The following is a 21,913-nucleotide window of genomic DNA, read 5'->3' on the forward strand; positions in this document are numbered from 1 at the left end:
TAGATTTTTATATAAAAATGGGGGATAAAATGGAAATTCGGTCAGTTAAAGTTTCAGATTACTATGTAATTTCACCTCTAATCAATGTATGGTGGGGTGGCAGGAATATGTCTGATATGCTACCAAAATTATTCTTCAAGCATTTTACACAAACAAGTTTTATTGCAGAAAATGATGGTAAACTTGTGGGTTTCCTAATAGGATTCCTTTCTCAAACTCATTCTAATGAGGCGTATATTCATTTCGTTGGAGTTCATCCTGAATACAGAAAGCTTAATATTGGAAAACATTTATACAAAAAATTTTTTAAAGTGGTAAAGCAAAATAATCGAAGTATGGTTCGGTGTGTAACTTCACCAGTCAATAAAGGTTCGATTGCCTTTCATACAAAGATGGGTTTTGAAATTGAAGATGGAGATAGAATTATTGATGATCTATCAATAAATACAGATTATGACGGACCAAATCAAGATAGAGTTTTATTTGTAAAAAAATTAAATTAAACTCTAGTTTCTTATTGAACGAACAGGTGCGATTGTTAATTTCTCAACCTGCCAGTAATGGCGACAGAAACGTAATTTGATTTGTTATTTAACTTATGGTGCAGGTTAGTTTAAGAAGAAGCCTAAAATTCATAGCGTATTAAGCTTCTTCTATACAACCTTACCAATTTTATGAAACAAGTTTAAGCCCAATTGCTGCACCTAAAACCATAACGATAAAGACTAACCTTTTCCAATCTTTTGATTCTCCATATAATAGCATTCCTAGTATTGCTCCACCAGAAGCACCTATCCCCGTCCAAATTGCATAAGCTGTGCCCATAGGGAGTGTTTTCATTGCATAAGATAGAAGAATGAAACTTGCTCCAAATCCAAGAACTAATAGAACAAGGGATTTCCAATTACGTTCCTTATGAAGTTTATTTATCATCACAACCCCAAACATTTCAAATAAACCAGCTAACATTAAAGAAATCCAAGCCATTAAAATTCAGCCCCTTCCTTAACTTTATCCTTTGTAACTAGTTTTAATCCAATTACACCCACTAATAACAGTAAAATCATTAGTATTTTACTCATCTTGAATTGTTCTCCAAAGAAAAGTATTTCAGCTATAACAGTTCCTGCTGTACCTAATCCCACAAAAACTGCATATACAGTTCCTACAGGAAGTTTTCGTCCCGCCATAATCATTACATAGAAACTGATAATGATTGATATAACTGTCCCAGTCCAAGTCCAAAAGTCATCAGCGTGTTTCAATCCAATAACCCAAAATACTTCAAAAAAAGCAGCAATAATTACTTTAATCCAGTTTGTGTTCATTTAGATGGCACCTCCAATTTTATTATTTACAAAAAAACAAAAAAGCCTGAGAGAAACTGATAAACAGTTAACTCCCAGGCTTTTATCCCTCCGTGACACAGCAGGTGCTGTGAGTTTTCTCTCGGACCAGACCAATAGTAAATTGCGGAACCCTAGAAAACATTTAACTATGCAATTGATCTATATTTTACACAAATATTATATTAATTCAAGAGAAAATTATTACTAATAATAAGATACGTTTTCTGGTATGTGAAAAAAATGTCCTTAAACAAAAGGGTACTTTCGTTGATTAAAGCGCTTCAAGTTAATCAATCCTTTTTATAAAACATTTTTTGTGTGAATTGAAATGAAATAGTAATCCTAGTTTTTTATAAAGATGCAAGTACAACAAAAAAGACCACCTCTATAAGGAGGTAAGCCCTTAACTTAGTTAGCTTTAAGTTTTAACCTTTTAATAGCTTCTAGTGTTTAAATACTTCCTCATCTGCAAGATTAACAGTAGCAAAAATATCTACTATTTCAATCTGATCTTCATCTATTCGATAAATTATCCGTATATCGTCTTTATTATACTTAAGCTCTTTACACCCAAATAGCTCACTAGTTGACATCTTACCTAACTCGTCGGCCCTAACTGACAACTTTCGTAACCCTATGTTTACTTGTTTCTAAATATAATCATCTAGAAGTTTATATACGTTTTCAGTATTTTTATATAAAGAAGATAGCGTAATTAGATTTAATATCCATATTTTACAAAAAGGAAGGGGTTAAATTTCTTTTAATTTATTTTTTTGTTTACTCTTCCATTTTCAATGGTTACACTATCAGCCATTGTACTAAAAATACTAAATGAGTAATTACCTTTTTCAGGAGCTTTGGTTCTGAAAAAAATTGTTTCTATTTCATGATTTTTAGAAGAATACACTTTATATCCACTGATCATTCCTATACTAATATGGTTTGTATCATCATTCGAAGCTGATATTTAATCCCCATTTTATTATTAAAGAATTACAAGGTAAGACAAAACCATAAACATTCATCCTAGATTATGGAATAACTTATGGAAATTGGTTATTTATGTTAATATTTAGAAAAGAAGTTGGTTTTATTAGAGGTTAAATTGCTTTTAATAATTGTAATGGTCAAAAGCAACTATCACCTGGGGGAGCTTGGAATAGCACCTTACTAAAGCGGAGATTAGCTGAATGGTGGACATTAGATAAATAGAATTTTTAAAGGGAGAAAAATATGTATATAAAAACAGAAAGATTAATTATACGTAATTTTGAATTAGACGATTGGAAAGAAGTACATAAGTATACTTCTCAAAAGAGTGTGATGAAGTATATGCCTGAAGGTGTTTTAACGGAAAAAGATACAAAGGAGTTAATTAATAGAAATATGGGTGATTCAGCTAAGAAATTTCCAGTAATAGTAGCTGATGAAGATATTTTAATCGGGCATGTAGAGTTCTTCAAATATTTTGGAGATCATTCATATGAGATCGGGTGGGTATTTAACCCTGAGTATTACAATAAAGGATACGCTTCGGAAGCTGCTTCTGCCATATTAAAATATGGTTTTGAGAATTTAAAGTTACATAGAATTATAGCTACATGTCAGCCAGAAAATATTCCATCTTATCGTGTCATGGAAAAAATCGGCATGAGAAGAGAAGGATATTTTAAAAAATGCATCCCTCATGGTGATCAATGGTGGGATGAATATTACTATGCTATTTTAGAGGAGGAATGGCATAACCTAATGGTTTCTTCTAAATCGTAAGCTGCCTTATTGTGCTAAAGTAATGGTGAAACAGTATCCGGTTTCCCACTTCGCTTTTTATGAATCGAGAGTACGTGAGGGAATTATTGCAGTTCAAATTGATTTTCTAAAGAAAAGTTTTTTATTGAACAGCTAGTTCATGGGCGGGTTTAGATTCTATCGGAAACGATAAAGGAGTGCATGATGTACACAATTGGTCAAGTAGCTAAATTTTTAGGTGTTTCTAGAGATACCTTGAAATTTTATGAAGAAAAGGAATTAGTAAAGCCTAAGCAAAATATTGAGAATGGGTATAGAAAATATAATCGTTTTGATATCTATGATATAGCCACAGTAAATTTCTATAGAGAGATGGATATTGAAATAAAAAAAATCCAGGAAATAAGAAAAAGCAAGAGTATAGAGGGAATAAAATCATTACTAGAAGAGAAAGAACAAGAGATTTTAGAAGAAATAGAATATAAAAAGCTTCTTTTAAAAAAGCTTCAGATCGTAAAAGAAGATTGCGAAAAAATTAACCAATTCTTAGGGGAATACACAATTAAAGAAATGGAGCCTTTAGAAATTAAAGGAGAAATCGGGCATTTCAATGCATTTGATGAATATGAAGCTCTTAAAGAGAACATGGACAGCTTGAAAAAAGCAGTTAATCTAACCTCTTTAAGAAGAGTTATCAGATTTAATGATCAAGGTGTTCTAGAAGATAAGTTTATTATTGTAAGAAAAGTAGACGACTATCATAGAAAAATTGAAAGTGAAATTGTATCTCATCAAAAATGTATGTATACCGTTATTGAAGATGGAAGATGGTCAACGGGAGGAAAAAATATTGACGATAACGTGGAGGCTAGTTTAAGAAAAGCAGCAAAAGAAAATGGGTATGAGCTTTTGGGGGTAGTTTATATAAATCTATTACTTACTACTTATGAAGATGGACTCGAACGTGTATTTTTAGAAATGTATGCACCTATAAAATGAAACATTAATCAGTGGGGAACTTCTCCCGCTGATTTTTGTATGATTGCATATTTTCTAAGGGTTGAAGCTCAAAGAACATTTTTATCGGGCTTTCAAGTGCAGTTGATTTCCACCTGCCATCTTCGCTTTTGCTGAATTTTGAGGTGGAAGTCTCACTGTTCGTTAATGCGGAATAAAATAATGCAGACATATATTGACCTGTGAGTAACCCCCAGGTATAAGCTGAAGGTATTCGCAAATATGAGTGTAATTATATTTACGAAATACTTAGTTTGAATCGGGGGCTTGTACGTGAATAGAGAAAAGAAACTAAATAACCCAGTAGCAAGTTTTATTCTTCTAACCAATATCATTTTTTGGCCACTTTTTCTTCTTGTTGGAGCTATTAAGATGTTAGGATTTCCTGCATGGGTCTTTGATATTATGCTCTGTATATCAGCTTGGTCCTCAACCTTTGCTTTTGGAGTGTTATTTAAAAGAATCTATCCGGGGCAGAGTTTTATCCAGTTTGTAAAAGATAAATTCAAGAATAAACTTAAATTCTCTGTGCTTCTTACGGTAAGTATGATTCAAGTCATCATATTTTTGCTGATTTTGTTTTTCGTATCTAATAATAGTGAAGTGGACCCTATTTTTACTAAATCTTCATGGGGAATGCTCATCTATTTCTTTTTCAAAAATCTTCTGTCAGGGCCACTAGGAGAAGAACTAGGGTGGAGAGGGTTCGCTCAAATTGAGCTTCAAAAAAAGCATTCGCCATTAAAAGCTGCGATCATCCTAGGATTTTGGTGGGGCATGTGGCATTTGCCTATTTGGTTTACTACAGGGTATACGGGCATTGATTTAATCAAATATATGCTATTCTTTATGATTTCAATCCTATCCACTACGATTATCATAGCCGCATTTTATAACTTAAATCAGAATTTAATCATCTCCATTGCCATCCACCAATCCTTTAATTTTTTTATTGGCATAATAAATGAAAACCTAGTCGATTTAATTATGTATAACGCATTTTTATATTTAGCAGCAGCTGTTCTTCTCATCGTTATTAACCCCAAGAAAGTATTGTATGGAAAGGAAGATACAAATATTAATAATGGAAAGCATTATATGAGTTAATACAGTTTGTTTCTATAACTACACACTTAAACAATTGGAAGTGATAGTTGATCGGGATGGAGTAGATATCGAGCCATGGGATTGGAAATGAAAATAAATTAATAATATGTAGAGAAGTTAAATAGAAATGTACAATGGTTAACTAATTGAAGTCCAGTTTAAAAGAGAAATTAGAATATAAATGCCCTTCCAGCTGGAAGGGCCATTTAATTTGACCTTTTTATTTAACACAGGAGATGATGTAGTGAGCGAAATAGATAAAAGAAACAGATTAAGTGAAGAACCTTTTACTTATCAAACAACGAAAAAAGGAACGGTAGCAATCTATTACAAAGGTAAACAAATTAAAATCATAAAGGATAGTGAGGCTGAACGCCTTATAGCAAGAATTAAACAAGTTGAAGATAATCTAATAGAAGTCCAGTTATTGTTGGCTAAAATTACAGGAAACTTTAAACGTGGGAATGAGAAGAAGATTGGTAAAAGAAAAAGGAAATAAACTTAACTAAGCCTTTACTTCGTAGGTCGAACAAATGGAACAAAAGTAGAGAAGGTGCTTGTTGAACTAACAGGTACTTTAGCACAATAACTACGGTGTTATTTGTAGCTTTTTCTCATATTCCACAAACGAGCGCTTTTCTGAAATAAGGAAAGCGTCTTTCTTCATGAAAAGGGCCAGATTGTGGAGGATAAAAAGTCTAATTCCTTGATAAAAGAGGAATTAGGCTTTTATTTACGTTACTCATAAAAAGCAATTTCACTTCAAATAATTTCTACACAACAAATAAAAAGACAGAATCCACTTTATTGGTTAAAATGGAAGTTCCTACATAACCATCCACTAAAGGAACCTATACCTAAGGACTTACAAAATAATGCAGGCTGGTTTAAACACAGATGATAGGGATCTCTCATCTTTTATCGTTTTAGGAAAAGTACCATCTATTTCCGTTGATTACCGGATTGGGAACGTTGTTCTTACTCATAGTTCATGTTTATCGTAATATTTATATGCAACAAGAAATAAATATACGGAGGTATTCTCATTGAAAAAAACATCTATATGTATTCTTATGGTGCTTTGTGTGGGAATATTGTTTTTGCCGCCTCTGGCACACGCCGAAGCTGAAAATGAAACAAGCATCATCGTAGCGACTGGGAAGGATGTTCCCACAGACGACCATTTGCCGGAGGGATACCGTTTCCCGGAAAAATACCGTGATAAAGCCGTCCAATTCCGAACTGAGGATGGGGTTTTGCTGTCCGGTTATGTGTTGGGCGAGGGCAACCAAGGGATCACGCTTGGCCACGCAAATGGATGGATGGTTTCGAGCTGGCTTCCCTTTGGCGAACGGCTTGTGGATGAGGGGTATATGGTAATGATTTGGGAATTCAGAAATATTCTCCCGTCTGGGTCGTCCCCTCAATCGGAAAGCCAGCGCTGGGATTTGGATGTGCTTGCAGCAGCGCAGGTATTAAGAGAGCGAGGCGCCACTGAAATATTGGGCATGGGGGCGTCTGACGGTGGTAACGCCACGGCTGTCGCCGCACCTCATATTCCCGACTTGGTAGGGTTGGCGTTATTATCTTCTCCGAAAAATTCAAGGGGAAACGCATTGGAAGCCGTTGCAAAGATAGACGTTCCTGCTTTTTTCGCTGTATCGAGCGATGACCCCGTCGGAAATTTCTATGACGAAGTAAAGCCCCTTTATGACGCCAGCGTTTCTGAGCAAAAGGAGTTTCACCTCTTGACCAGCTATGAACATGGAACCGATTTACTTTCGGATGTGGATCGCTATTCCGCCAAGGTTGGGTCTACAGAGGAACAAAAACAAGAGCGCAGGCAGTTGGCAGACGATTTGATGCGTTTTGTAAATGAAACCTTTGACAAAAATGCAGGCGAAACTGAAACGCAGACATCCACCCCTAAACCTGACGAAGGCAAAACAGACGCGCAGACATCCACGCCTAAAACCGAAGGAATAATCAACCGTACTGAAAACACTAACGACAGTACCATGATGTATCCACTTATGATTATCGGATTAGGAGTGCTGTTCTTACTCATCGTTTTCGTAGGTATTAAATACAAAAAGAAATAAAAATAGTCTGAAGATAGTCAAGTAAAGATATAACAAGCAACAAATACAAGGAGTAATAAATCAGAGTATTCCCTGAGTGATAGCATGATTTTTAGAGCGTGTGATATAAAGACACTTATAGGAGTAGTTGAATACCCTTTATAAGAAAGGAAGAGCATTTACTATAAAATATGATTTGACGTATTAATGTCTATTATTACACGACAAAAATAAAAATATATGGAGGTTCCTAATGTTATTTATGATATTTGGGGTTATTTCAATAGTAGCAACTTTTATAAATCTTTATATGTATAGAGTGGGAAAGGATTATAAGCTTGCTATGGCGATAGGACTATCATTTACAGCATTAACACTTTGTGCAGAATACAGTCTTGTATCGGTGTGGGTAGAAGTGGAAGATTGGGCAGCTTTAATGGATGTAGTACCTGGTATGGAAAGGGCACTATGGTTTTTGACAATTGTTTCTATCTTACTAAATATAGTACCTATACTTTTAGAACGAAAAGGTAAGAAATAATGACTTATTGTCACATCATTTATATAATATGCAATTATTTTGTAAGTTTTTATGTATAACTAACGGCGGCTTTATTTCACTAACGATATTCAACAATAGGGAGCTTTTCTGAAATAAGGAAAACATTTTTTAAAAATAAAAAAGCCATTTTTTTAACTAGAGCAATTAAATAAAGGATGTATGTTAAAGTTTAGGCAGTTATGTTAATATCCTAGTCGAAATATTTTGCAGTTGTATGTAAAGATTTCTTTACATACAACTGCTTTTATTATAATGTATATGTAAAGATATCTTTACGTTTTGTGGAGGTGTACAGTTGAAAGTAATAAATCACATCAAAGAAATCCGATTAAAAAAAGGCATTACACAAGTACAAATGGCTGAGGATTTACAAATCACTAGACAAACCATAAATGCGATTGAAAAAAATAAGTATAATCCTAGCCTTGAGTTAGCACTGAAGCTTATTAAGTATTTTGATGTACCCATTGAAGAATTATTTTATCTAGATGAAACGAAAGGAGAAATAAAATGACTGTAAAAAGACTGCAAATTATTTCTTGGATCGTAATTATAGGATGTATGCTGATAGGTGGATTGTTGGCTATTTATTTAATTGGCAAGGAAACTGGAGTTTACGATTATGAGTTATTATTTCCAATTACTATAGGCACTGTTGGAGGGTTTCTTATTTTTTTAGCGATTTCTAGGCTAAAGAAAAAAAGAAACGGAAATGTACCTGATTTTGATGAACGAAGTGTGTCATTAATAAAGAAGTATTTAATGATTTCTCTTTATGTTATTTTATTTGGCAGTGGTGCTGCGTTGATTATTGTATATGCAATGGGGATCAAATATATTGAAACAGGCTTATTAATGATTTATCTATTTAGTTTGTATATAATACTTGGTCTAGGAACTCTAGTAGTGAAAAGATTGTGATACAATAATTTGCTTTAGTAGAGAAAGTCCTATCAGCAATCGGGCGCTATCATTGAGAACAAGATAAGCGCCATTTTTTTATTTTAGCTCCATATTGCGTAAGACTATATCTAAGGAAATTTGAATATGTATCGATAGTTTGTGATATGCAGATATGTTGATTCATTAGGAAGTTATCTAATGGAAATATGATATAAAGCTTCATAGATGGTTAGGGAAGGAATAAATAGTTTCTAAAAGATATTTAGTAATAGCTAAAAAATCAGGAGTTGATACCTTGGAGAGATACTACGTCAATCACTGAGAAATGAAAGTATTTATTACGGAATGGGGGAATAAGCAAAAGTCATTTATATTTTGTCTCCATGGACTCAGTGGTACTGCCCTTACATTTATTGAAATCGCAGAAAAGCTAAAAGATGAATATAGATTTATTTCGATATTCAGGGGATAGGGAGAAGGAAAGTGATATATAATTGATGTGCGTTTACCTTTTTTATGTAATAATAATTTTGTAGAAAGCAAATTTACAATTCATACATAGGGAAAGTAGGAATCATAATGGCAACAGGAACACATACAGTAGAAATTCCAGTAGACGTACAAGCAGTTTGGGACTATGTCAGTGATCTTGAAAAATGGGCAACGACAGTACCTGCCTATAAAGAACATGAAATTATAAATGACAAGCAATCTATTTGGACATTTGAAGGCAGTGTGAAAGGGATTAGAAAAACAATAAAAGCACAGGTAGATATTACTGAATGGAATGAACCTTCAAATATTAAATTTGAACTAAAAGGTTTATCAGATAATTTTACAGGGAGCGGTCACTTTACTGCAGAAGAAGTGAATGGGAAAACAACAATGACTTGTACTGTGAATGTCAATGCAGGTGGAATATCGGGTGCAGTGTTAACACCAATTATTAAATGGGCTGTTCCAAAGGTAGCCTCACGTTTAACAGAATCTATCGCACGTAAAATTGCAGTATTCTCATAGTTTTCAAAGAATGAAAGCCGGATCATTTTGGAGTTGCCTTCTCTAAAAGGAAAGCTGGCAACATTTTGAAGTGACCAATGTAATGATAGTTTTACTGGGAACTTTATATTAGCGGAAAGTGAGTGTCCTAAAACGGGTGCTTTGCTTTAATAACAATATTCAGCTTGGGCGCTTTTCTGAAATAAGGAAAGCGTCTTTCTTCATGAAACAGGCAAGGTTGTTGAACAGCTGAGAATAATAGAATCGCTATAGAGTTAGGTGAAACTGGATTTAAGCTACCCTTCTCCTCAGATTGTAACCTACTCTTGTTTAGATCGTGTAAGGATGATAAAGAATTAAATAATAAGAGGCTTCCTCCCAATCGTGGGAGGAGCCTCTTCATAATTTCCCTAAATCCATTTCCGTAGTACGCCTTAGCTAATTGTAAGAACCACTTTTCCTCGGCCATGGCCACTCTCAATCTCTCGATGGGCGTCCGCTGCCTGGTGTAGCGGAAATGCCTTCCTAATATGGATCTGCAATTTCCCTTGTGAGTATAGTTCTACTAGTTCAGCGAGACGATCCACGGATCTCTGGCTGCGTATTGGGCGAACACCAAGCTGCTCTGCAAGGTCGAACGCAACAATAGTGCCGATTCGGTCTTTATTTTCAACAAGTTCCAACGATGCGTGCAGAGCGTCGTTCCCAGCGGCATCGAAGGCTGCGTCCACGCCATCGGGTGCTAGGGAACGGACTCTCTCGGCTAGATTGTCTCCGTAAGTGACGGGGATCGCACCTAGCGTTCGAAGGTAATCGTGGTTGCGTTCACTGGCGGTGCCGATGACAGTTGCTCCCCATGCACGGGCCAGCTGTACTGCAAATGTACCAACTCCACCAGCTGCGGCATGAATCAATAGGGTGTCTCCTTCGTTAACGCCAAGTTCCTTTAACGCGGTGTGAGCGGTTTGACCAGAGGCTGTTATGGCACCAGCCTCCTCCCAAGGCATGCTTTGTGGCTTATGCACAAGCTGGTCAACACTAACCACCACATATTCTGCATAGCAGGCGAGTAAAGCCCATCCAAGTACTTCATTGCCGACAGAGAAGTCTGTGACTTTATCCCCGACCTGATCAATTATTCCTGCGAACTCGTTACCGAGAATCTGTGGATACCGCACAGTCAAACCGGGTGGTGCCCAGCCACTACTGCGCACCGCCAAGTCGAACGGCTGGATTCCAGCAGCTTTAACTCGGACCCGGACTTGCCCCGCACCAGCATGAGGAGTATCAAACTCCATTATTTGCAAAACATTTGGAGGACCAGAGGTAGAAATTGCAGCGGCTTTCATGCTATATCATTCCTGAAGAGGGAGGGGTTCCAGCTGAAGATGGAATGATCAAGACAGTTAAAATTTAAAATCTCTTTTTTATGTTCGATAAGGTTAGGGGATTGAATATTCTGATTTCTGTTCATGCGTAATTGTCCCTTCATATTTATTTTTAAATATAATCCTGAGCTTACGAAATTTACATGTTCTGCTATTGAATGATCATGTAATGTCTACATTCAACTAAGAACCTCGACGGTAAATCCACCTGGAGCTTTAACATAAAATGTCCAGCGATGCGCCCTTTTTGGCGGTTTTACATCAAATCCATCATTCTTCAAGTGTTGATAGATCTCGTTCACCCGTTCTTCGCTCTCCTGCGAAAAACCTATATGAAAGGACTTTGGGTAACTGACCTGAGTACCTTTCATTAAAGCGAGCAATAATCCATCTTCGTCTAATAGTACAGCGAATGAATCGCCATGCGTGCTCTTCGTCTGCAGGTCGAAATATTTCTCTAAGAACTCTCGAGCAGCATTAACGTCAGTGACTGTTAGATTGATATGGTTTAGTTTCAAAGGTGACACTCCCTCTCTATAGTTAGAATCTTTTACTCCCTATATTTTCTTTTAAAAATGCTCTCCCCAAACTGGAAGTGGTTAATCAATAATACTCATAATCAAAACAGGATAATCCTCTAAAATCTTTGCAAGCTTTTATTGCTTACATGTTTTATTCTATAATTGATGATTAATAAATAAAAAGACATATTAATATATCTATATATATACTCTAGTATATGAATGAAGGAGTGATGAGCATGGAATTGCTGCAGCTGCATTATTTTCTAAAAGTCGCTAAGTTGGAGCATATGACGAAGGCTGCGCAAGAGCTTCGCATCGCTCAGCCTGCTCTTAGCAAAACTATCGCTAGGCTGGAAGAGGATTTGGGTGTGCCGTTATTTGATCGCAAAGGAAGGAATATTCGACTCAACTCATTTGGAAAAGTGTATCTGAAGAAAGTTGAAATGGCACTCATGTTGCTGGAAGAGGGCCGAAGAGAAATTGAGGACCTTGCGGAAATGGAGAAAGGGCGTGTATTTTTAGCAACAACGACTCATAAATGTTTTTCTGATGTAATAGGTTCCTTTATATCCTTGCACCCTGATGTCAAACTTCAAATCAATCAAGCCTCAGAGGGGGAAAAGGTGCAACAGCTCCGAAATGGAGAGATTGATTTCTGCATCACTTTCCCACCCATTGAGCAGACTGGGATAGAGGGATTGTCCTTTCTCACTGAAAAAATCTTACTGGCTGTTCCACATACACATCGATTTGCTAATCGAAGCAGCATAGACTTAAGTGAAGTGGCTGATGATCCTTTTATTTGTATAAAGCAAGGGAATCCCTTCCGCGAAATGACGGATGAATTTTGCCAAAAAGCAGGATTTTCTCCGAATATTATATGTGAAGTCGATGAACATTCTGCAGTAGGTCATTTCATCCGTATGGGAATTGGTATTGCTTTTATGCCGGAAACCTTAATTGAAAAAATAGAGACATCCTTTCATTTAGTGCCTATCGATAATCCTATTTGTCAGCGTACTTACCAAATTGCCTGGCTTAAAGGGCGCTATATGTCCGTGGCGGAACATAAGTTTCGGGAGTTTTTTGTTCAGAGCTTTACTGAATTTCCAAAGCAATAGACCTTTAATTTCGATTCGAATTTTATGAGTCGAAAGCTCGCGGAGGGAAAAGGTTATACTTGGCATAGCATCCAGTCCAATGATGAATTCATACGTATCACACCTTCTCTTACATAGATTACTAGTAGACTCCTTTCTAGTAGTTGATAAAATTGGAGATTATTAGATAGTTAAATGAAATAATGCCGGCACTTTTTTACAATAATATAAGCAGGCATATCCCAGAAACATATTGAACACTTTTAAATCAAAGGGCGCTTTTCTGAATAAGGAAAGCGTCTTTCTTTATGAAAAGGGTCATTTAATGGGGGAAGAATCTTTTCTTCAAAAAGAGTGTGTAGAATAGCGATCCTAAAACAGGCATGCTTTTTATCCCTTGTAGTGGACAGCTTGGCTGCGGAAATGAATAATAATATATTCAATTTTTTATAGAATAAATTTTTTTGAAAAAAATGATATGTTGCACGAATCAACGAAAATGAATCGTATTATGAAGTGAAGGAGGTTGAGTATGAAAACGTTCGCCGGCTTACATGTTCATGAAATTGTTCAAACTTATAGTGATACCTTAATAAGAATCGCTGTGCAGCAGACAAAAAATATGCCTGAGGCTGAGGATATTGTTCAAGAGGTTTTTATGACACTTATGAGACAGAAAAAGCTTTTCGATAATGAAGCACATTTAAAGGCTTGGCTCATCAAAGTGACTTTTAATAAATGCAAGGATTATTTTAAGTCTTCTCGCGTTAAGAAGACAGTACCGATAACAGAAGAGATGACGTTTATCGCAAAAGAGGAACAGATGGTTCTCCCGGAAATTTTTGAGCTAAATCAAAATGAGAGGGTCATTGTTTATTTGCATTATTATGAAGGCTACACGACTGCGGAAATTGCCGACCTATTAGAGATGAAAGTAAACACAGTAGGCTCAAAGCTGAGAAGGATACGAATGAAGCTAAAAAATATTTTAGAAGAAGGGAGTTAAGTGTGATGAGTGCTTATAAGAAAGTAATGAATCAGATTCATGCTTCCGAGGAATTTAAGAGCAAAATGCAAAAAGAGATGATGGAATATGAAAAAGGAGAAAAGAGGGTCTTTATGAAAAAAATAAGATTAATGGCTGGTGGTTTTGTAGCTTGTGCCCTAATTGCGGTAGCTGCTATCGTTGCTTTAACAAATGTAAACAAGAATGAAACGATAGATTTGACGGAGAGAATTGTGGTGGATCATTCAGGTCCTGCTGCAAAGGCCATGCTTAATATCGAAGGAGTTATAACAGAAGTTGGAGAAGATGGAATGAGCTTTACGCTGGATAGCGGAATGAAAGTAATGGTCACAGATGAAACAGAGCTGGGGATTGATGGTCCAACAGCACCTCCTAAGGAAGAACAGTTATTTGAGCCAACATTCAGAGTGGGCAATCTAATAGGCGGTTACACGGAAGACACGACGGCAGATCCAGTTACTGCTGCAGTCATTTATACTAACTGGAACTTCGAGAATTCTATTCGATAAGGTGCTGTTAAATGTAAATTCTCGAACTTATTGGGAGATGAACATATAATAATAAAATTTTCATGCCTATGAAATTTTTAGATTGAAATAACAGGTTAGTTACGCCATAATAGGGCGCGATCTTGGAGCAGCATTGAAGAATATTATTACAAGATTGCACCACTGAATATCATAAAACGCACCACCAAAAACCAAAAATCACACCAGACCGATATGTGAACCTGACAGAATCTTGAATTTCGTCAGGTTCTTTTTGCGTTCTGACACATTTTCAATCAAAGTAATTTAAGATGAAATAAAAGTATTTAATTATCATGTATAAGTTTACTTTACTTTTTGTAAAAAATTAGTTTATAATTTGATTCAAGAGGTGATGGTCATGAAGAAAGATTTTGGTGATTCGATATCCAATAAGGTTTATGAATATCGTGTACTAGCCAGAATGTCGCAGCAAGAATTAGCAGAGAAAGTCGGAGTTTCCAAACAAACCATCTTCGTAATGGAAAAAGGAAATTATGTTCCGACTCTGCTGCTAGCTTTTCGAATTGCCGAATTTTTTAATGTGGATGTAAACGATATTTTTACTTATATGAAAGGAAATGATCAAAATGAAAAGTAAGTTTATTTCAGATATCCATGACGCAATCTTTCACTCTTTAAGGTCTTGGGCTGAACAATCTCCAGGAAATTGGAATATCCTCATTGGCAGCGGTTTTGTATTGCTTTTAGTCGGGGGAATTCTAACCTATGTATTTCACAAAAAAATGGGTAATGCAGACGAAAGAACAACGCAGATATCTTTAAAAAGTGCCCTCATTATATTATGTGTAGTAATTTTGTGTGATGTGATTTTTCCAAAAGAATATATGTGGCAAATTTTTTTCTTATTTAAATATGCTCTTGCATTCCTTGCTTCAGGAATCTATCTAGCTGTTCGATATAAAAAAGATTTTTTCTAAACAGGAGGATTGGGAAATGCTTCTAAATTCAATTACTAAGAAATATAGTGGCTCTGTAGTTTTAAACGATCTCTCTTTGGATTTCAACAAAGGAGAAATCGTTGGACTGATTGGAAGAAACGGCGCTGGCAAAAGTACTCTGATGAAGATTATTACGCAAACCATTCAAACCTATGATGGATCCGTTGCAGGCAATCATCAGGTAGGATACTTGATCGAGGAACCAAAGCTATTCAGTAATAAGACGGGATTATTCCACTTAACTTATTTCTCAGGAATTTACGGAAACACCTTTAACCTCAATGAATACGAGGGGCTCTTGCAGAACCTGCAATTATTCGATGTGTTGAATAAAAAGGTGAAGGAATATTCTTTAGGAATGCGGCAGAAGTTAGGAATCGTCATGAGCCTGTTAAATTATCCAAGCTACATTGTATTAGATGAGCCGACTAACGGCATGGATGTGGAAACGTCTTTTGAGGTTTTGCGGGAATTGAGAAGAATGGCTGATGAATGGGGTGTAGGTATTTTGATTTCTAGCCATAAGCTAGAGGATATTGAAGCGATTTGTGATCGGGTTTTATTCTTAAAAGATGGCGTGGTTGCTGATGAACAGCAATTTATAAAAAATAAGCAGCGAACTCTCACGCTAGTTTTTGAAAATTCAGTTGATTTAGCTGCATTCGCTTCGAACCAACACTTTGGGAGCGTAATCCACTCGGGTGACAGAGATATTCAGATTGAAACAGCTGTGGAAAATGCTGAGATTTTCAAATTAGTAAATCAACTAGGCGTACGGCTGATTGATTTTACTGCGGAGAAGAAAACCTTACGCAGTGTCTATATGAACAAATTCAGAGGTGAATATCATGACACTCAGTATTAATAAATATGTGGTTTACAACCTGAAAGAACTGCTCAAAAATGGTTATCTGGTTGTAGGTTTGTTGGGTGCTTGTGTACCCGCAATCATTATGGCCTACTTTATCCTTAATAAGTCCACACCCTTTACTATCAAACATGTATCAAATTTTTATTGTATGCTGGGTATGCTAACAGCAGTCTTATTGCCGCTTTACTTTATCAATAGAGACTACTCGACTAAAACGATTTCTCTGATCAATAACTCAGCGCAGAATAGAAGAAACTATGTGTTCGCTAATGGCATCATCGCTCTTTCGGTGAGTTTGCTTTATACGATGACAGGAATCGTACTGCTTCTAGTGACGAAAACACTTGGTGTTTCTGGTGACTTAAATCTCTCTTTCTTGGTTGGCTTTTCTGTGAATGTCTTTCTCCTGGTGATGACCTACTTCTTATTTGGGTATCTTCTATTCTTATATGGCGTTCGCAGTGGTGCTGTATATGGGATCTTAACAGCCCTTTTGTTGTTTTTCCCAAACGCCTTGGCTAATATCCATGGGATGATCCATAACGAGTTTCTTTCAGAGTTGATCGAGAACTTTCCCGGGTATTTCTATCCAATCATGGTCGGATCAAATCCGCTCTCTCCTCTGCAATATTCTATTGGCTGCCTTACATTAATCGTTTTGTTTGTGGTTGTCCTGAAAAAAAGCGAAAAAATCGAAGGATAGGATTCGTTTACTTAAATAGATTAGATTGTTAAGAAGGTACTTATGCGAAAACTCAGGTTAACGGGAAACACAAACCTTATTTCTATAAAGAGAGGCGAGGAGAATAAATGAAGTATTTTACTAAAGAATGGTATGAACTGTGTCAAAAAACATGCTTACATTTGCCTTTAGAGGAAGACAAGCAAGCTGAAACATTTTCAGAAGAATATTTTCAACAGCTTTATAACACTGAATTGATTCATTGGCTTGATTTTCAAAAAGAAGTTGCTTCTTTAATGGAAACAGCAGAAACAGGAAATAGAGAGGAGCATAACGAAAATACACCCTTTAATAGAGAGCAGGAAATAGAACAGTTTCATGAGTCTTTCCTATTTAATCAAGCGTGTTTAAAAGAGGAATTACCAGAAACGATCGTAAAAGAAATTGCAGATATCAGGGTGTTTGCTTTAAAGAAAGCAACCCGGTCGGTTATAAACGCGGTAACTAAATTTTGCGAGAACAATGAAAGGTCTGTAGCTGCCACAAGTGAGGAGTATAGAAAGTATTTTAAAGAAGCCTCCCTTGCATTTGATAACGAAATTGTTGAGAACTTTGGCTTTCATGATTGTACGATTATCAAATCAGTTCAGGATGGGAACTCCTTAACATTGCTTCTTGATCCTTCAGGAGGTTTTACAAATATTAATGAAGTCACCTTTGAAAATTTTAATATAATCAAACAGGATGGTTTTTTTGAGGATTCATGGTGGCTGTATGACGAAGTATATAAAGTGAATGACAAATACGAGTTTCACGTCTTGCTTCAAAATAGCAAGATGGGATTAATTGACTTTATTATTTCAGCGGATCAAGTCTCCTTTAAAAGTAATTAAAAACATTTATGAGCATCTGTTCACAGACAAGTATGTAGGATTATTCCTTCGTACATAAAGACTGATCGGTTGAATTGTATTAAAGACTGGTATGTTTAAACCGTTTTATTTATGGTATAGCGTTCGTTCTTACGCTTCATGGATGAATAAAGGATTGCGATTGCTCGAATATGGCAGTTGCTTCTTGTGTAGATTGGCGTCTAGAAAGATAGCTTTATGAAGATGGATCCGCGCAATGTCCTGGCTATGTTATTGACAGGCCACTTTTCAGATATTAGTGCAAACCCCTACAATAACGGAGATTTTGATGAGGCATTCAAAAGCATTAAACCGCTTGGCTGCATCATGTCAGGGAGCAGTGATCTATTCAGTAATGCAGACGATAATAAATACGAGGTGAGCTTATACCAAATACAGTATTTAATCCTATCGAGTAGAATTGGGCAAATTTTTCCGGTACCGGAGTCAACAGTCCTGATAATCAATTTATTGATGCCAATCTATAACGTTTGTTGGCGCTTAGAACAAATAATTAGATGAATAGCAGCTTTATAGTAGACTGTTTTCGTAAACTTTGTTACTTTTAGGAAATTTACAAAGGGGTGATAAGATATGGAATTTCTTTTGGTATTATTTATATTTCCTATTATTGTTCTTGTCGCATCAATTATCGGCTTCTTTTTGTCAGGAAGAAGATGGTTTGTCATGCCACTAGTCACTTTCGTTGTGTTCACTATCTTAACTTTCACTGTTTTCAATGAATCTTTCGTTATTTGGGTTATAGTTTATATAATACTATCAGTTATTGTTAGTTTTCCTATGAAATTTATTAAGAAGTAAATTTTTCTTCTTGATAGGGAGACATATCGAATTCTCAATTAATGACAGCCATTCTTCCAACGGAGAGCAGCTTTTTTAATTTCATCAAAAAAGTATTCCTGAGATGAAGAAAGCATTAGTTTATCTCTTCGGTTCAGATATTTGAATGGTCTCGATTATTTCATATATAAAAAAGACTGAAAATTAAAACTCCATCTTGAGATATACGTATAATAAAGTAAGGGGGATTTTATATGGTGGTTCAAAATGATAGTGCCAATATTGCAGTTTTCTTTATGGATCGATTGCAGAAGGAAGAAAAGAAGAAATGATAAGCATACCATGAGCATTGATCCTAGTATAAACAAAGGAAAAGTAGGTAGTGATTGGAAAAGTGGGGATGGTCCCACGCGCGGCCCTTTCGGAACCTTGTTGATCATCTTTGAATAAGGTTTTAAATAGTAAAGCAATAGAAAAAAAATCACCATGCACGCATCGTGATTTTTTTATCCATGAAGCAGGACTTACCGAATGGACTTTTCTATATTTCTACTTATTTGAATGCTTCTCTGACGGGATATTTTGTTGAAGCTCATTAATAAATTTATAAGTTAATGGTGCTTTTTCTTTTAACTCCCCATTAGTATCTGAGCCAGCATAAAAATAGGCAAAAGCTTCGGCGAAATATTCTTCTTTGTAATCGTAATAGGGATTGTCGTTAAAATCATCATGCTCTAAAGTGTGAATTTTGGTAAACTCATCTGAATAACTAATATTGTTAAATACATAATTATCAATGGCGTGTGCTGTCTCATGAAGCTCAAGGCTTACAGAGCTATGCATTTTTTTATAACTGTAGCCAATTCGTGCAACAACTGTCTGCCCTCCCACACCAGGCACATCATCCCAAGTATATGGAGTATGTTCCCATCCCCTAGGAACTTCTCCCTTTAAATATTCGTATTCTGGCAAATCAGTAAGAGGAAAATTGATAAGTTTAACCTGAACCCCTTGCTTATACATAACATTCAAAATATTAGTTGGAATGCCCCAGAGACGATTAACCATATTTAAAGCCTCTTCCTGATCATAATCCCCTTTTGTTTCAACAATCACAACCCTTTCTAGGACATGATTCATTTTAAGTGATTGTGTATTTCCAGATTCCCCTAAAGCAGCAGTAGAAAAAGAGAATGTTAAAATAGTCGCCAATAATAGCATGGAAAATGCCCTTTTTCCTTTCAGTAAGATATTCTTCATATTACTCCTCCTGAATTTAGTAGTATTTAAGTTAAATATTCTATTGATTTCAGTGTTTCCCTTCATTATTGTTCATTTCAGGATAAAGTACCTAAGATAGTTCTATTGTTTAAAAATTTCATAAAGTCATTGCATTATCGAGAGGATTAAGTACTTTGTAACATTCTTTTTTCTTACGTGTGATGAAAGGAATATATGAGGACAGGACTATATTACTGAATATTCAGTAATATTTGAAAATGAAAAAGAACGGTTATATAATGATCGAAACGACAAGAATCACTTGCTTCTAAATCATAGGAATAAAAGGAGGGATTTACTTCTAAATAGTAACTCATCTAGTGAAAACAATCATTGCAAGATTTATAGTGTACGAACTTACGAGGAGGTTTTTCATGAAAAAATTGTTTGTTCTACTTGCGGCTGTCATTTTAGCATTTTCTTGCACACTTACATATCAACAAAGTAAGGTATCTGCAAAGGATTCAACAGCATTAGATATACATTTTAACTCAACAGTCGTAGATAGCCATAATGATACGATGATGAAGGTTGTTGATCCAAATACATGGCTGCCAGCGACCGATATTAAAAATAATACACCATTCCATATTGATATACCGAAACTTCATGAGGGAGGGCTTAAAGTTCCGTTTTTTGCAGCTTATACATCAGGCTATTACGGAAATAATGAGCGCAGTATAAGCAGAACATTAGCTTTAATTAATGCACTTTATTGGACTGAAGAAAGGAATTCAGATATTTTCAGTATCACTCCTTCTTTAAAGGAAATTGAGAAAGCTGTTCACGATGGAAAAATCGCAGCTGTGCCAACCATTGAAGGTGCCTATTCCTTAGAGGAACATAATGCGATTGGATTACTCCATCAATATTATGACCTTGGGGTAAGAGCAGTTGGATTTACTTGGAACTATTCAAATGCCTTAGGAGAAGGAGCAAACAGAGTATACGGGGATCCAAAAAGAACCCCTTCTCAAGGCGGTTTGACCGGACTGGGTAAAAAGGTCGCACAAGAAATGAATAGACTCGGAATGGTCATTGATGTATCACATATGTCTGAAAATACCTTCTGGGATGTTATAAAGGTTTCTAAAGCTCCGATTATAGCAAGTCACTCTGCCGTCCATTCATTAAGAAATCATCAACGAAACTTAACAGATGATCAGCTTAAGGCATTAGCAAAAAATGGTGGAGTAGTAGGCATTGTTTTTTACCCTGAATTTTTGACGTATGGGTATCCAACTAAACCAAACTATATAAAGGACTATGTTGATCATGTTGATTACGCTGTTAAGTTAATTGGCATCGATCATGTAGCGCTAGGCTCTGATTTTGATGGAGGGCCACTGCCAGCCGATATAAAAGATTCTTCGGAATTATATAAGGTAACAGAGGAATTAGTTAAAAGAGGGTATTCAAAACAAGATCTTGAGAAGTTATTAGGAAAAAATACATTGCGTGTTTTAAAAGAAGTAGAAAAGGCGGCAGCCCATAACCCTAACAATGTCGGCCAAAAGCTTTCTATTATCCCAGCATTCAAAATGGGTGAAGTGATTCAAAGCAATACACCTCTTTTGAAAGCTGCTATCGTACGCGATAAAGGATCTAAATTAGATGAGGCCAGTATGCGCGTAATCGTCGATGGCATGGAATATCAGCCAACCTTTGACAAAAAAGATTCAACTTTATCCTTCCAGGTGAAAGAACCATTAAAAGAAAAATTCCATGTAGTTACATTCGAAGTTGCTAATCATGCAGGTAAAATCACTAGAGAAACTAGAATTTTCTATGTCAATCAATAAAACTTATGAAGAACACGTGCTGATGCATTGTGTTCTTCTTTTTTGAATGAACTAGGCATCAATCACTCAAACAGGTAAACGTAACAGCAATTAAGTTCAAACTTTCACGAAATGTTCAAATAATTAAGTTTTATAACTTGCAAATAGGTGTAACATATAAGTATAGAATATTCCGACTAAATACAAATAGGGGTGTATAGAAAATGCGAAAAACAATGAAAGAGCTTATTGAAGAAAATAAACAAGAGCTATTAAATGACAAAAAGG

Annotated in this window: 26 protein-coding genes, 1 pseudogene and 1 riboswitch; of the genes and pseudogenes, 21 read left to right on the top strand and 6 right to left on the bottom strand. The window is 35.8% G+C overall.

Features of this window, described 5'->3' with window-relative positions:
- Positions 1 to 29: 29 nt before the first annotated feature.
- The gene (locus tag ASU02_RS06105; RefSeq protein WP_057762016.1) at positions 30 to 503 is read left to right on the top strand and encodes a GNAT family N-acetyltransferase; all 474 of its coding nucleotides are present in this window, start codon (positions 30 to 32) and stop codon (positions 501 to 503) included.
- A gap of 169 nt (positions 504 to 672) precedes the next feature.
- On the opposite strand, the gene ASU02_RS06110 is transcribed toward ASU02_RS06105, so the two are convergent.
- The 3 genes from ASU02_RS06110 to ASU02_RS06120 all read right to left on the bottom strand — a co-directional run bounded on the left by ASU02_RS06110 (position 673) and on the right by ASU02_RS06120 (position 1,942).
- Positions 673 to 987 (bottom strand): DMT family transporter, encoded by a 315-nt coding sequence (locus tag ASU02_RS06110; protein WP_057762018.1) that lies wholly within the window; start codon positions 985 to 987, stop codon positions 673 to 675.
- A complete protein-coding gene (locus tag ASU02_RS06115) occupies positions 987 to 1,328 on the bottom strand; it encodes a DMT family transporter (protein ID WP_057762020.1) in 342 nt (113 codons plus the stop codon). The genes ASU02_RS06110 and ASU02_RS06115 overlap by 1 nt, the downstream gene beginning before the upstream one ends.
- A gap of 69 nt (positions 1,329 to 1,397) precedes the next feature.
- Positions 1,398 to 1,495, bottom strand: a riboswitch (guanidine-I (ykkC/yxkD leader).
- A gap of 297 nt (positions 1,496 to 1,792) precedes the next feature.
- Positions 1,793 to 1,942 (bottom strand): hypothetical protein, encoded by a 150-nt coding sequence (locus ASU02_RS06120; RefSeq protein ID WP_157684486.1) that lies wholly within the window; start codon positions 1,940 to 1,942, stop codon positions 1,793 to 1,795.
- A 643-nt stretch (positions 1,943 to 2,585) separates the two neighbouring features.
- Between ASU02_RS06120 and ASU02_RS06125 the strand changes: the two genes are divergently transcribed.
- The 9 genes from ASU02_RS06125 to ASU02_RS06170 all read left to right on the top strand — a co-directional run bounded on the left by ASU02_RS06125 (position 2,586) and on the right by ASU02_RS06170 (position 9,791).
- A complete protein-coding gene (locus ASU02_RS06125) occupies positions 2,586 to 3,122 on the top strand; it encodes a GNAT family N-acetyltransferase (protein WP_057762024.1) in 537 nt (178 codons plus the stop codon).
- A gap of 183 nt (positions 3,123 to 3,305) precedes the next feature.
- Complete coding sequence (locus ASU02_RS06130; protein WP_057762026.1) at positions 3,306 to 4,100, top strand: MerR family transcriptional regulator; 795 nt, start codon at positions 3,306 to 3,308, stop codon at positions 4,098 to 4,100.
- Positions 4,101 to 4,391: 291 nt separating this feature from the next.
- Positions 4,392 to 5,225: a CPBP family intramembrane glutamic endopeptidase gene (locus ASU02_RS06140; RefSeq protein ID WP_057762030.1), complete on the top strand. Its 834-nt coding sequence runs from the start codon at positions 4,392 to 4,394 to the stop codon at positions 5,223 to 5,225.
- Positions 5,226 to 5,469: 244 nt separating this feature from the next.
- Entirely contained in the window at positions 5,470 to 5,724 is a 255-nt protein-coding gene (locus tag ASU02_RS06145) for a hypothetical protein (protein WP_057762032.1), read from the top strand.
- 547 nt (positions 5,725 to 6,271) lie between these two features.
- On the top strand, positions 6,272 to 7,327 hold the full coding sequence (locus tag ASU02_RS06150; RefSeq protein WP_057762033.1) for an alpha/beta hydrolase: 1,056 nt from the start codon (positions 6,272 to 6,274) through the stop codon (positions 7,325 to 7,327).
- Between the two features lie 232 nt (positions 7,328 to 7,559).
- On the top strand, positions 7,560 to 7,847 hold the full coding sequence (locus ASU02_RS06155) for a hypothetical protein (protein ID WP_057762034.1): 288 nt from the start codon (positions 7,560 to 7,562) through the stop codon (positions 7,845 to 7,847).
- A 316-nt stretch (positions 7,848 to 8,163) separates the two neighbouring features.
- The gene (locus ASU02_RS06160) at positions 8,164 to 8,382 is read left to right on the top strand and encodes a helix-turn-helix transcriptional regulator (protein ID WP_057762035.1); all 219 of its coding nucleotides are present in this window, start codon (positions 8,164 to 8,166) and stop codon (positions 8,380 to 8,382) included.
- Positions 8,379 to 8,789, top strand: coding sequence for a hypothetical protein (locus ASU02_RS06165; RefSeq protein WP_057762036.1), 411 nt, complete (start codon positions 8,379 to 8,381; stop codon positions 8,787 to 8,789). The genes ASU02_RS06160 and ASU02_RS06165 overlap by 4 nt, the downstream gene beginning before the upstream one ends.
- Before the next feature lie 561 nt (positions 8,790 to 9,350).
- Positions 9,351 to 9,791: a CoxG family protein gene (locus ASU02_RS06170; protein ID WP_057762039.1), complete on the top strand. Its 441-nt coding sequence runs from the start codon at positions 9,351 to 9,353 to the stop codon at positions 9,789 to 9,791.
- A gap of 413 nt (positions 9,792 to 10,204) precedes the next feature.
- Here the strand turns inward: ASU02_RS06170 and ASU02_RS06180 are convergent, their stop codons facing one another.
- Both ASU02_RS06180 and ASU02_RS06185 read right to left on the bottom strand, forming a co-directional pair.
- Complete coding sequence (locus ASU02_RS06180; RefSeq protein WP_057762043.1) at positions 10,205 to 11,119, bottom strand: NADP-dependent oxidoreductase; 915 nt, start codon at positions 11,117 to 11,119, stop codon at positions 10,205 to 10,207.
- Positions 11,120 to 11,337: 218 nt separating this feature from the next.
- The gene (locus ASU02_RS06185) at positions 11,338 to 11,676 is read right to left on the bottom strand and encodes a VOC family protein (protein WP_057762046.1); all 339 of its coding nucleotides are present in this window, start codon (positions 11,674 to 11,676) and stop codon (positions 11,338 to 11,340) included.
- A 242-nt stretch (positions 11,677 to 11,918) separates the two neighbouring features.
- Between ASU02_RS06185 and ASU02_RS06190 the strand changes: the two genes are divergently transcribed.
- The 10 genes and pseudogenes from ASU02_RS06190 (at position 11,919) to ASU02_RS06235 (ending at position 18,584) form a co-directional block, all read left to right on the top strand.
- On the top strand, positions 11,919 to 12,803 hold the full coding sequence (locus ASU02_RS06190) for a LysR family transcriptional regulator (protein ID WP_057762048.1): 885 nt from the start codon (positions 11,919 to 11,921) through the stop codon (positions 12,801 to 12,803).
- Between the two features lie 511 nt (positions 12,804 to 13,314).
- Entirely contained in the window at positions 13,315 to 13,788 is a 474-nt protein-coding gene (locus ASU02_RS06195; RefSeq protein ID WP_057762050.1) for an RNA polymerase sigma factor, read from the top strand.
- Between the two features lie 5 nt (positions 13,789 to 13,793).
- Entirely contained in the window at positions 13,794 to 14,318 is a 525-nt protein-coding gene (locus tag ASU02_RS06200; RefSeq protein WP_232426173.1) for a hypothetical protein, read from the top strand.
- A gap of 379 nt (positions 14,319 to 14,697) precedes the next feature.
- Positions 14,698 to 14,937: a helix-turn-helix transcriptional regulator gene (locus ASU02_RS06205; protein WP_057762054.1), complete on the top strand. Its 240-nt coding sequence runs from the start codon at positions 14,698 to 14,700 to the stop codon at positions 14,935 to 14,937.
- Positions 14,927 to 15,277 (top strand): hypothetical protein, encoded by a 351-nt coding sequence (locus ASU02_RS06210; RefSeq protein ID WP_057762056.1) that lies wholly within the window; start codon positions 14,927 to 14,929, stop codon positions 15,275 to 15,277. The genes ASU02_RS06205 and ASU02_RS06210 overlap by 11 nt, the downstream gene beginning before the upstream one ends.
- Before the next feature lie 16 nt (positions 15,278 to 15,293).
- Positions 15,294 to 16,163: an ABC transporter ATP-binding protein gene (locus ASU02_RS06215; RefSeq protein ID WP_057762058.1), complete on the top strand. Its 870-nt coding sequence runs from the start codon at positions 15,294 to 15,296 to the stop codon at positions 16,161 to 16,163.
- Positions 16,147 to 16,872: an ABC transporter permease gene (locus tag ASU02_RS06220; protein WP_057762060.1), complete on the top strand. Its 726-nt coding sequence runs from the start codon at positions 16,147 to 16,149 to the stop codon at positions 16,870 to 16,872. The genes ASU02_RS06215 and ASU02_RS06220 overlap by 17 nt, the downstream gene beginning before the upstream one ends.
- Before the next feature lie 107 nt (positions 16,873 to 16,979).
- Entirely contained in the window at positions 16,980 to 17,744 is a 765-nt protein-coding gene (locus tag ASU02_RS06225; protein WP_057762062.1) for a DUF4085 family protein, read from the top strand.
- 204 nt (positions 17,745 to 17,948) lie between these two features.
- Positions 17,949 to 18,250, top strand: a pseudogene (locus ASU02_RS06230) (hypothetical protein); the annotation flags it as partial.
- Between the two features lie 106 nt (positions 18,251 to 18,356).
- Positions 18,357 to 18,584 (top strand): DUF2651 family protein, encoded by a 228-nt coding sequence (locus tag ASU02_RS06235; RefSeq protein WP_057762067.1) that lies wholly within the window; start codon positions 18,357 to 18,359, stop codon positions 18,582 to 18,584.
- Between the two features lie 528 nt (positions 18,585 to 19,112).
- Here ASU02_RS06235 and ASU02_RS06245 read toward each other — a convergent pair.
- Entirely contained in the window at positions 19,113 to 19,823 is a 711-nt protein-coding gene (locus ASU02_RS06245; RefSeq protein WP_082631708.1) for an anthrax toxin lethal factor-related metalloendopeptidase, read from the bottom strand.
- Between the two features lie 395 nt (positions 19,824 to 20,218).
- Between ASU02_RS06245 and ASU02_RS06250 the strand changes: the two genes are divergently transcribed.
- Entirely contained in the window at positions 20,219 to 21,646 is a 1,428-nt protein-coding gene (locus ASU02_RS06250) for a dipeptidase (RefSeq protein ID WP_057762071.1), read from the top strand.
- Positions 21,647 to 21,913 lie beyond the last annotated feature (267 nt).

Origin of the sequence: Cytobacillus praedii (genome assembly GCF_001439605.1) — a bacterium.
Lineage (GTDB): Bacteria > Bacillota > Bacilli > Bacillales > Cytobacillaceae > Cytobacillus > Cytobacillus praedii.

Coding starts and splice junctions, on each gene's coding strand:
- ASU02_RS06105 (WP_057762016.1), top strand. CDS start 30: ATGGAAATTCGGTCAGTTAAAGTTTCAGATTACTATGTAATTTCACCT.
- ASU02_RS06110 (WP_057762018.1), bottom strand. CDS start 987: ATGGCTTGGATTTCTTTAATGTTAGCTGGTTTATTTGAAATGTTTGGG.
- ASU02_RS06115 (WP_057762020.1), bottom strand. CDS start 1,328: ATGAACACAAACTGGATTAAAGTAATTATTGCTGCTTTTTTTGAAGTA.
- ASU02_RS06120 (WP_157684486.1), bottom strand. CDS start 1,942: ATGTCAACTAGTGAGCTATTTGGGTGTAAAGAGCTTAAGTATAATAAA.
- ASU02_RS06125 (WP_057762024.1), top strand. CDS start 2,586: ATGTATATAAAAACAGAAAGATTAATTATACGTAATTTTGAATTAGAC.
- ASU02_RS06130 (WP_057762026.1), top strand. CDS start 3,306: ATGTACACAATTGGTCAAGTAGCTAAATTTTTAGGTGTTTCTAGAGAT.
- ASU02_RS06155 (WP_057762034.1), top strand. CDS start 7,560: ATGTTATTTATGATATTTGGGGTTATTTCAATAGTAGCAACTTTTATA.
- ASU02_RS06165 (WP_057762036.1), top strand. CDS start 8,379: ATGACTGTAAAAAGACTGCAAATTATTTCTTGGATCGTAATTATAGGA.
- ASU02_RS06170 (WP_057762039.1), top strand. CDS start 9,351: ATGGCAACAGGAACACATACAGTAGAAATTCCAGTAGACGTACAAGCA.
- ASU02_RS06180 (WP_057762043.1), bottom strand. CDS start 11,119: ATGAAAGCCGCTGCAATTTCTACCTCTGGTCCTCCAAATGTTTTGCAA.
- ASU02_RS06190 (WP_057762048.1), top strand. CDS start 11,919: ATGGAATTGCTGCAGCTGCATTATTTTCTAAAAGTCGCTAAGTTGGAG.
- ASU02_RS06195 (WP_057762050.1), top strand. CDS start 13,315: ATGAAAACGTTCGCCGGCTTACATGTTCATGAAATTGTTCAAACTTAT.
- ASU02_RS06200 (WP_232426173.1), top strand. CDS start 13,794: ATGAGTGCTTATAAGAAAGTAATGAATCAGATTCATGCTTCCGAGGAA.
- ASU02_RS06205 (WP_057762054.1), top strand. CDS start 14,698: ATGAAGAAAGATTTTGGTGATTCGATATCCAATAAGGTTTATGAATAT.
- ASU02_RS06210 (WP_057762056.1), top strand. CDS start 14,927: ATGAAAAGTAAGTTTATTTCAGATATCCATGACGCAATCTTTCACTCT.
- ASU02_RS06215 (WP_057762058.1), top strand. CDS start 15,294: ATGCTTCTAAATTCAATTACTAAGAAATATAGTGGCTCTGTAGTTTTA.
- ASU02_RS06220 (WP_057762060.1), top strand. CDS start 16,147: ATGACACTCAGTATTAATAAATATGTGGTTTACAACCTGAAAGAACTG.
- ASU02_RS06225 (WP_057762062.1), top strand. CDS start 16,980: ATGAAGTATTTTACTAAAGAATGGTATGAACTGTGTCAAAAAACATGC.
- ASU02_RS06235 (WP_057762067.1), top strand. CDS start 18,357: ATGGAATTTCTTTTGGTATTATTTATATTTCCTATTATTGTTCTTGTC.
- ASU02_RS06245 (WP_082631708.1), bottom strand. CDS start 19,823: ATGAAGAATATCTTACTGAAAGGAAAAAGGGCATTTTCCATGCTATTA.
- ASU02_RS06250 (WP_057762071.1), top strand. CDS start 20,219: ATGAAAAAATTGTTTGTTCTACTTGCGGCTGTCATTTTAGCATTTTCT.